The following is a 6,366-nucleotide window of genomic DNA, read 5'->3' as shown; positions in this document are numbered from 1 at the left end:
ACCAGGGAATTCACCAATCTAGTTGATTGTAGTGGAGGGCAGTCGACTCCTGCGGGAAAAGCACGTGTCTGAAGACTTAGAAGCAGTGGGTTTCTGCTTCGGAGGCTGAAGCCGTGCCCGCGGAAAGCGTACTGCCCGGAGCGAAAATCAACGGCGATTTAACTGCACAGTTAATGTATATTGTTGTATCAAAACTAACAATCTTTTAAAAACAGCCTAACTAATAGAGGAGAATTTGAAATGATTATTTTTCCAGCAATTGATATTTTGGACGGTCAATGTGTGCGACTTATTCAAGGAGATTATAACAGAGAAAAAGTTTATAGCAATTCCCCAGTAGATATGGCAAAACAGTGGGAAGAAAAAGGTGCAGAATTCATTCATATCGTTGACTTAAACGGAGCAAAAACAGGAGAATCAATAAATAAAGCAGTGATTATCGAGATTGCTAATACCGTTTCGATTCCTATCCAAGTCGGTGGAGGTATCCGCTCAATCGATACAATTGAAGCCTATCTAAAAAATGGTGTAAACCGTGTAATTATCGGTACAGCCGCAATTAATGATCAAGCATTTTTACAAGAATCAGTCAAAAGATTCGGTGAGCAAATAGTTGTATCAATAGATGCCAAAAACGGCTTTGTTGCAACAGATGGTTGGACAGATACGAGCGATGTTTCCGCACTTGAGCTAATTAAAAAGTTAGAAGAAGTCGGTGTTAAAACAATCGTGTATACCGACATTGCAAAAGACGGCATGCTCCAAGGGCCAAATTTAACAGAGCAACAGACAATCAATGAAGCGACAAAAATGGATGTTATTGCTTCAGGTGGAGTGACAACGAAAGAAGATATAGCTAATCTACAAAACCTAAATATGTATGGAGCAATTATCGGCAAAGCTCTATATGATGGAAAACTAGAATTTGAATCACTCATGGAGGAATAAACATGAATAAACGAATCATTCCATGCTTAGATGTAAAAGACGGACGTGTCGTAAAAGGGAAAAAGTTCCAAAATATTCAAGACGTTGCCGATCCAGTTGAACTTGCTAAAAAATATGAACTGGATCATGCTGATGAATTATTTTTACTCGATATTACTGGAAACGACCGGGAAGCTTTTTTAAAAATTGTAAAGAAAATTGCAGAAGTCATTGAAATTCCACTTCTGGTTGGTGGTGGAATTCGCACTATAGAAGATGTAGCATCAGTACTTGATGCAGGTGCAGCAAAAGTTGCTATCACGAGCGCAGCAATTGACAATCCGAATTTAATAAAAGAAGCATCTGAAAAATTTGGTGACGATAAAATTATCCTTTCCATCGATGCCAAACAAGTTGCCCCAAACAAATGGCACGCTTTTACAAGTGGCGGGAAAAAAGACTCGGGACTTGATGTAATTGAATGGGCAAAACATGGCGAGAAACTTGGTGCATGTGAAATTTTACTTAATTCGATTGATGCGGATGGTGTTAAAGATGGCTATGATTTAACTTTAAACAACGCAGTTAAGAAAGCAGTAACCATTCCTGTCATTGCAAGTGGTGGAGCTGGAGAAATGGACCATTTTAGAAAAGTGCTTACAGAAGGAAACACTGACGCAGCACTCGCCGCTTCTGTTTTCCATTACGAAGAGATTAACATCACTGATTTAAAAGAGTATTTACTGAATTTTGACATTCTAGTAGAGGAGATTTAACAAACATGATTAAAAACATTACGTATGATGACAACGGACTGATCCCGGCCATTATCCAAGATGATATCACAGGAAAGGTTCTTATGCTTGCCTACATGAATGAAGAAGCATTACAAAAAACGATCGAAACGAAACAAACGTGGTTTTATAGTCGTTCTAGAAAAGAACTTTGGAATAAAGGAGCGACTTCCGGTAATAGACAAAAAGTAAAAAGTATTGCCCTTGACTGTGACCAAGATGCCCTACTTATAACGGTCGATCCCCTTGGACCTGCCTGCCATACAGGGAGAGAGTCTTGTTTTTTTAATATTGTGACTGAAAAAGACTTTTCAAAACGTGAAGTAATTCATACGATTGTTGATGTTATTGAAGCACGCAAAAATAACCCAGTTGAAGGTTCCTATACAACCTATCTATTTAAGGAAGGTATCGACAAAATCTTAAAAAAAGTCGGTGAAGAAGCAAGCGAGGTCATTATTGGTGCTAAAAATAATGATAAAGAAGAAATCAAATGGGAAATTGCCGATCTTGTTTACCATACGCTCGTATTAATGAATATTACTGGGGTTAGCTTGTCCGATATAAAAGATGTTTTATACGAACGTCATGTTCAGAAAAAGGAAGATAAAAATGAATAGACTATGGAGTTCTATGGTAGAGAGGGCTGAACCATACATCCCTGGGGAACAGTTAAATAAAGAAAACATTTTAAAATTAAATACGAACGAAAACCCTTACCCCCCTTCACCTAAAGTAATTGAAGCGATCACTTCGGAAGTTGGGAAGGATTTACGGTTATACCCCTCCCCCACGATGGAAAATTTACGAGAAGAGATTGCCAAATATTATCATTTGAGGACGGAAAATGTCTTTATCGGAAATGGTTCTGATGAAGTGTTAGCATTTTCTTTTATGGCTTTTTTCGAACCGGGCAAAGAAATTTTATTCCCAAATATAACGTATAGTTTCTATCCAGTGTATGCAAAACTATTTAATATTCCGTATACAGAAGTTGCATTAAACGAGGATTTTACTATTCATACAGAAGCATTTTTCAAGTCCAAAGGTGGAGTGATTTTTCCAAATCCAAATGCTCCAACTAGTATCTACTTAACCCTTGAGCAAGTTGAAGAAATTGTGAAAAACAATCTAGATACGGTCGTCATTGTCGATGAAGCCTACATTGACTTCGCTCCTGAATCGGCAGTATCACTCGTTAATAAATACGATAACTTACTCGTTATACAAACGATGTCCAAATCACGGTCACTGGCCGGTCTAAGAGTTGGTTTTGCATTAGGGAATGAAAAATTGATTCAGGCACTAATTCGAATAAAAGATTCATTTAATTCGTACCCGATTGATCGTTTAGCTTTAGCCGGTGCAACTGCAGCTATAAAAGATAAAGCGTATTTTGAAAATACTTCAACTAAAATTATTGCGACTAGAACGTGGGTAACCGAGCGACTTGAAAATCTCGGTTTTAAAGTCTTACCTTCTGCGACAAACTTTGTGTTTACAACACATCCAAACATTCTAGCACAAAACTTGTATGAAAGATTACATGAACAAGATATTCTAATCCGTTATTTCGGGAAAAAACCAATTGATAATTACGTAAGAATTACTATTGGGAATGACGAAGAAATGAAACGATTTATAGAAGCCGTTCATAAGTTAATCATCGCTTAATTTTAAAAAAGGACTGCAGAGTTTTTTCTACAGTCCTTTTTTTACTATTCCACAGCCAATCTTACTTGCTTTGTATAAAAATAACGAACAATTATAAAATAAACAACTTGGATAACAAAGAAACTTCCAAGGACAATGGCTGATTCCGTAAATAAATTATATCCAAACATATGTGATAAAGCGGTTAATGCCACTGCTCCGTGGATTATTGCGATACTAATCGGTGCAAAAAAGAGTAGTGTAATTTGTTTACCGATAACACTATTCATTTCCTTTGTCGTTAAGCCAATTTTACTGATTGCCATAAATTTTTGTTTATCATCATCAAGGTCAGTATAAAGCCTAAAATATAAGAAACTTCCAGCCGACACGAAAAAGACAATGCCGATAAATAGGCCAACAAACATTACTGGACTCCACATTTTATTAATATCATGGACAACATGGTCTACTGCCATGAAGTTTAAAATTCCTTCAGAGGCTTTCTCTCCAGCTGCGATTAAATCGTCTTTTTCACCGTCTAACACTTGCCATCCAATAACTTTTTGCGTGTGTTCAGGAGATGGAAGTTGCTCATAAATATGATCCCCCACAATGTAATAATGCATTACTTCTGGTAACACATTGGGCTTTGCAATACCAACCAAATTTTTATCTACATTGGCATTCGTTCCGTCCTCTAATGTAATGAATGAGTTTTCTAAGTTAGCCTGTGGTACCAACATATTAACAGAGTTTTGCTCCACCACGGTCACTTGGGTGTCTTTTAAATCTATTTCTTTTTCGCCTGCAATCCGAGCAAACGTATTATACGTATCAGCAGTTGTAATTAATATGGATCTATCATCCTGATTATAATAGTTTAATTCTATTTCAGCTTTATCATAGGTTAAATCATATTGATCAAGCGTTTGTTCAATTTTGTTAATTTCTTTGTTATTTTCTTCTGCCTTTTCTACCGTATAAACAAACGAAATAGGATGAGCAGACTTTACTCCACTTGTTAAATAAGAATTTAGTCCAACGAGTGTTCCAATGGCACTAAATGCAACGGTAGAAATAATGGCAACCATAAAAAAAGCTCGTGCATTATCTTTCATCCTGTACGATAAATCCGAAAATAAAAGCATATTTGTTTTCTTCCAAAATAAACGCTCCCTACTTTTTAACTTTCTAACAACATAAACATTTAGTTGAGAAAACAAAAAGTATGTTCCTACCGTAACGAGTGCTGCAACAGGAAACAATGCTGCGACAACTACTACCCCTTTTACATATAAAGCAATCACATAGCCGCTTCCTACTAAAAGTACGGCTAAAACTGTTAGCCAAATAGATGCTTTTGGTTCACTTTTTCCAATTTTGTCCCCCTTAATTAACTTCACTAACTTATTCGTTCGTAATACAAAAGTGACGAAAATTGAAATAAAGAAAAATAACAACATAAATGAAATAAATGTTACTATTAATGCTTTCATAGGAAAATAAAAGCGTAAACCTCCGTCTAAAACGAGTATATTCTCTGCAATAAGTAGTATTGCTTTTGAGAAAACTAGACCAAGCGCAATCCCTATTACTGTAGCAAAAAAGCCGATGACCATATTTTCTAAAAATACCATCCACCGAATCTGTTGGTTTGACATCCCTTGAATCATTAATACTCCAAATTCTTTTTTTCTTGATTGTAAAAATGAACTCATCGAATAAAGGATAAAGAAAAAGGAAAATACGTAAATAATCCCACCCGCAACAGACATTCCTTGCTGGACACTTGAGCTCATGCCATCACCCGATAATTCGGGATGAAAAGCAAAATTTAAAAATGTAAAAAAGACCATTACTGTAAATAAACTACTTAAAAAATAAGCAACATATAACCGTTTATTGCGAAAGACATTATTAAACGCGAACTGACGAAAGGTCATCATCATTACCTCCCATTAAGGAAAGTGTATCAATAATCTTTTGGAAGAATATCTGGCGATTATCCCCTTTATGAATTTCGGAATACAATTTCCCATCGCGAATAAAAATGACTCGATCAGAGTAACTTGCCGCTTGCGCATCGTGTGTGACAAGCATCATCGTTGTCTCTTCTTGTTCGTTCATCAAAGAGAGCATTTCCATCACATCTTTTGATGCTTTTGAGTCGAGATTTCCTGTCGGTTCATCGGCTAAAACTAATTTCGGCTGGTGGATCATTGCTCGAGCAACCGCAGTCCGTTGTGCCTGCCCACCAGATATTTCATATGTTCGTTTATTCATTATTTCTTTTATTCCTAACGTTTCTGCAATAGTATGAGCTTTTTCCTTCATTTCTTTTACCCGTTTGCTATCCAGAGTTAAAGGAAGAACAATATTTTCCTCTACGGTCAATGTGTGTAATAAATTAAAATCTTGAAAGACAAAACCTAATTCTCTGCGACGAAATTTAGCTAACTTATTTTTATTTAATTTATGTGGACTTTCTCCCTTTATTAATACCTCGCCCGTTGTTGGCTCATCTATTGTTGCAATAATATTTAATAAAGTAGTTTTCCCGCTACCTGAAGGACCCATAATACAGACAAATTCTCCAGTATCAACAGTAAAACTTATATCCGTTAAAGCTCGGTAAGGTATTTTCCCTTCATAAACTTTACTTAAGTTTTTCACTTGTAACAACTTAAAAACCCCTTTCGTTCATGTCTATCTTTAGCTTATAACGGATTGTCTATATTAACTATTGATTTTTCTTTCACTTACCTTACAATGTTGTAAGAAAAGGTTCAGTGCAACCCAAATTCAGCGGATTAAGACCAGAATTCAGCGATTCAAATAAAATTTCAGCGTTAGCGACATTCGATCCAGCGGTTAAACTAAAAATTCAGCGAATAACGAAATAATTCAGCGCAATTTCCAATCTTATTTATGCCGCCCTAAAATCTAGTCAAAAAGAATACAAAATGTTGATCCCTTTCCAACTGTCGAT

Annotated in this window: 6 protein-coding genes; 4 read left to right on the top strand and 2 right to left on the bottom strand. The window is 36.1% G+C overall.

The features are described from left to right. Positions 1 to 240 precede the first annotated feature (240 nt). From hisA to hisC, 4 genes are read left to right on the top strand one after another with little or no spacing between them, the layout of a single operon-like run. Positions 241 to 948, top strand: coding sequence for a 1-(5-phosphoribosyl)-5-[(5-phosphoribosylamino)methylideneamino]imidazole-4-carboxamide isomerase (gene hisA / locus ACPYKA_RS16875; protein WP_479543380.1), 708 nt, complete (start codon positions 241 to 243; stop codon positions 946 to 948). A 2-nt stretch (positions 949 to 950) separates the two neighbouring features. Next, a complete protein-coding gene (hisF, locus tag ACPYKA_RS16870; protein ID WP_479543379.1) occupies positions 951 to 1,703 on the top strand; it encodes an imidazole glycerol phosphate synthase subunit HisF in 753 nt (250 codons plus the stop codon). A 5-nt stretch (positions 1,704 to 1,708) separates the two neighbouring features. Next, a complete protein-coding gene (gene hisIE, locus ACPYKA_RS16865; protein ID WP_479543378.1) occupies positions 1,709 to 2,341 on the top strand; it encodes a bifunctional phosphoribosyl-AMP cyclohydrolase/phosphoribosyl-ATP diphosphatase HisIE in 633 nt (210 codons plus the stop codon). Further along, positions 2,334 to 3,395, top strand: coding sequence for a histidinol-phosphate transaminase (hisC, locus tag ACPYKA_RS16860; protein ID WP_479543377.1), 1,062 nt, complete (start codon positions 2,334 to 2,336; stop codon positions 3,393 to 3,395). Before hisIE ends, hisC begins: the two co-directional genes overlap by 8 nt. Before the next feature lie 44 nt (positions 3,396 to 3,439). Here the strand turns inward: hisC and ACPYKA_RS16855 are convergent, their stop codons facing one another. Together ACPYKA_RS16855 and ACPYKA_RS16850 are read right to left on the bottom strand one after the other, a co-directional pair. Beyond that, positions 3,440 to 5,320: an ABC transporter permease gene (locus ACPYKA_RS16855; RefSeq protein WP_479543376.1), complete on the bottom strand. Its 1,881-nt coding sequence runs from the start codon at positions 5,318 to 5,320 to the stop codon at positions 3,440 to 3,442. After that, positions 5,295 to 6,059, bottom strand: coding sequence for an ABC transporter ATP-binding protein (locus ACPYKA_RS16850; protein WP_479543375.1), 765 nt, complete (start codon positions 6,057 to 6,059; stop codon positions 5,295 to 5,297). Before ACPYKA_RS16850 ends, ACPYKA_RS16855 begins: the two co-directional genes overlap by 26 nt. Positions 6,060 to 6,366: the final 307 nt, after the last annotated feature.

This window comes from Pseudogracilibacillus amylolyticus (SeqCode), assembly GCF_051918545.1.
In the GTDB taxonomy this organism is placed as follows: Bacteria; Bacillota; Bacilli; order Bacillales; family Amphibacillaceae; genus Pseudogracilibacillus.
Note: the sequence above shows the minus strand (reverse complement) of the source record. Positions and strands in the feature narration are given on the sequence as shown.

What these genes read in the sequence shown, in the direction of transcription:
- hisA (WP_479543380.1), top strand. Translation starts at nt 241, where the DNA reads ATGATTATTTTTCCAGCAATTGATATTTTGGACGGTCAATGTGTGCGA.
- hisF (WP_479543379.1), top strand. Translation starts at nt 951, where the DNA reads ATGAATAAACGAATCATTCCATGCTTAGATGTAAAAGACGGACGTGTC.
- hisIE (WP_479543378.1), top strand. Translation starts at nt 1,709, where the DNA reads ATGATTAAAAACATTACGTATGATGACAACGGACTGATCCCGGCCATT.
- hisC (WP_479543377.1), top strand. Translation starts at nt 2,334, where the DNA reads ATGAATAGACTATGGAGTTCTATGGTAGAGAGGGCTGAACCATACATC.
- ACPYKA_RS16855 (WP_479543376.1), bottom strand. Translation starts at nt 5,320, where the DNA reads ATGACCTTTCGTCAGTTCGCGTTTAATAATGTCTTTCGCAATAAACGG.